Here is a 2,452-nt window from a genome sequence, read left to right as displayed (position 1 = left end):
CGAATCGATCGCGGCGAGCCGATCGATGCCGCGACCTTCTGCTCGCTGATCAGGACAGGAGACGTGATGATGACCGACGAAACTGACAAATGGCAGGCCGTGACCGACCGCTATCTGAGCGACGAAGCCAAGGCCGATTTCGCCCGGACCTTGCCCGAAATGGGCGACGCCTATGACGCCGAAGCAGCGGCCGCAAAGTGGAAGGATCTGGGCAGCCGGATCAAGGCGGCGCTGCCGATGGACCCGGCGAGCGCCGCCGCCCAAGCCTTTGCCGCCGAGTGGAAAGCGCTGCTCGAACCTTTCACGCGCATCGCCACGCCCGCGATGATGGCGCAGACGCGGGAGATGTACGCGAACATGGACAAGTGGGAAGGTCAGGCCGATCCCGGCTTCGACCACGAAGTGTTCCAGTTCATCCAGGCGGCGAGTGCGGCGGCCAAATGACGACCGGACCAGTGTCGGCGCTCAGCGCGTCGACACCGGCTCGGCGCCCGAATAATCATAGAAGCCGCGCTTGACCTTGCGGCCATACCAGCCGGCTTCGACATATTTGACCAGCAGCGGCGCCGGGCGGAACTTCGGGTCGCCGGTGCCTTCGAACAGCACGCGGATGATCTCAAGGCAGGTGTCGAGCCCGATGAAATCGGCGAGCGTCAACGGCCCCATCGGGTGGTTGAGGCCGAGCATGCACGCGCTGTCGATGTCCTGCATCGTCGCCACGCCTTCGCCGAGCGCGAACACGGCTTCGTTGATCATCGGCATCAGCACGCGGTTGACGATGAAGCCGGGAGCGTCGTTCGCGTGGACGATCTGCTTGCCGAGCGACTGGCCGAACGCCTCGACTGCCGCCACCGTCGCGTCGCTGGTGGCGAGGCCGCGGATCAGCTCGATCAGGCCCATCACCGGCACCGGATTGAAGAAATGCACGCCCATGAAGCGCGCCGGGTCGGGGGCGGCCTGCGCGAGGCGCGTGATCGGGATCGACGAGGTGTTCGACGCAAGGATGGCGTCGGCGCCCAGCACTTTGCCGACGTTCCCGAAGATCGCGCGCTTGACTTCCTCGCGCTCGGTCGCGGCTTCGATGACGAGGCCGCAGTCGCCCATCGCCTCGACGCTGGCGACCGGCTCGATCAGCGCGAGCGCGGCGTCGCGCGCACCGGCGGCGATCTTTTCCTTGGTCACCAGCCGGTCGAGCGCCTTGGCGATCCCCGCCTTGCCCGCCTCGGCCCGCGCAAGATCGACGTCCGAGAGCAGCACATGATACCCCGCTTGCGCCGATACCTGCGCGATGCCTGCGCCCATTTGCCCCGCGCCGATAACCCCGATTATGTTCATGGCCGCTCCTCCTTGATGTCGCGCGACTTATCGCCGGTCGCGTCAAATGCGAAGCAAAACGAAGAGGCGCTGCGCCGCCGCGCCCGAAAATCTGTTAAGGCGCCGTCCGCGCTGCCTGCGCTTCGGCGAGGATCACCGCGAAGTTCTCGCCCGCATCGGTCCATTCGGCGATCGGCGTCCAGCCGCCCGCGCGCAGCAGGATGCGCGCGTCGCGCGGGCCGTATTTGTGGCTGTTTTCGGTGTGGATCGTCTCGCCCGCCGCCAGCTCGAACCGGCGCCCCTCGATCGTGAAAGCCACGTCGCGCACAGCCTCCAGATGCATTTCGATCCGTGCACGCATGTCGTTCCACAGCGCGCGGTGGCGGAACGCGTCGACGGGGATCGTCCCGCCAAGCTCGCGGTTGATCCGTTCGAGCAGGTTGAGATTGAATGCGGCCGTCACGCCTTCCGCATCGTCATAGGCGGGGACGAGAACCTCGGCGGGCTTGATCCGGTCCATCCCGATCAACAGCATCGCGCCGGTGCCCAGCCACATCCGCATCGCCCGCAGCAGATCGACCGAGGACGACGGGATCATGTTGCCGATCGTCGAGCCCGGAAAGAAGCCGAGCTTGGGCATGGCCGCGACCGCCTCCGGTAGCGCGATCGGGTGCATGAAATCGGCTTCGAGCGGCAGCACCGGCAGGCCAGGAAAGGCTTGCGCGAGTTGCGCCGACGACTGGCGCAGGAAATCGCCCGAAATGTCGATCGGCACATAGGCAGCGGGTGCTATCGCGCGCAGCAGCAGCGGCGTCTTGGCGGACGATCCCGAGCCGAATTCGACGACGGCGCGCCCCGGCCCGACGGCGTCGGCAATCGCAGGGCCGGCGCTTTCGAGAATCCCCGCTTCGGTACGCGTCGGATAATATTCGGGCAGGTCGGTGATCGCTTCGAACAGCTCCGACCCGCGCCGGTCGTAGAACCAGCGCGCCGGAATCGCGCGCGGGCGCGACGCGAATCCCGCCAGCACATCGGCGCGGAACGCGGGATCGGCGAGCGTTGCTTCGCCGTCCCCGATTTCGGGCTTGAGCATGTCAGATGTCTTTCGCAAGCCGCACGCCAGTGAATTGCCAGCGCT

Annotated in this window: 3 protein-coding genes; 1 reads left to right on the top strand and 2 read right to left on the bottom strand. The window is 66.5% G+C overall.

Features of this window, described 5'->3' with window-relative positions; all coding sequences use genetic code 11:
* Positions 1-444 (top strand): TipAS antibiotic-recognition domain-containing protein (locus K2W81_RS12680; RefSeq protein WP_294104830.1); only part of this gene is annotated, 444 nt, incomplete at its 5' end.
* A gap of 21 nt (positions 445-465) precedes the next feature.
* On the opposite strand, the gene K2W81_RS12675 is transcribed toward K2W81_RS12680, so the two are convergent.
* Positions 466-1,335 carry a 3-hydroxyacyl-CoA dehydrogenase NAD-binding domain-containing protein gene (locus K2W81_RS12675; protein WP_294104828.1) on the bottom strand — a complete coding sequence of 290 codons (870 nt, stop codon included), beginning with the start codon at positions 1,333-1,335 and terminating at the stop codon, positions 466-468.
* Positions 1,336-1,429: 94 nt separating this feature from the next.
* Positions 1,430-2,407 (bottom strand): L-histidine N(alpha)-methyltransferase, encoded by a 978-nt coding sequence (gene egtD, locus K2W81_RS12670; RefSeq protein ID WP_294104832.1) that lies wholly within the window; start codon positions 2,405-2,407, stop codon positions 1,430-1,432.
* Positions 2,408-2,452 lie beyond the last annotated feature (45 nt).

The organism is Sphingomonas sp. (assembly GCF_019749955.1).
Classification (GTDB): Bacteria; Pseudomonadota; Alphaproteobacteria; order Sphingomonadales; family Sphingomonadaceae; genus Sphingomonas.
This window is presented reverse-complemented; position numbering and strand designations above follow the sequence as displayed.

What these genes read in the sequence shown, in the direction of transcription:
- K2W81_RS12675 (WP_294104828.1), bottom strand. Translation starts at nt 1,335, where the DNA reads ATGAACATAATCGGGGTTATCGGCGCGGGGCAAATGGGCGCAGGCATC.
- egtD (WP_294104832.1), bottom strand. Translation starts at nt 2,407, where the DNA reads ATGCTCAAGCCCGAAATCGGGGACGGCGAAGCAACGCTCGCCGATCCC.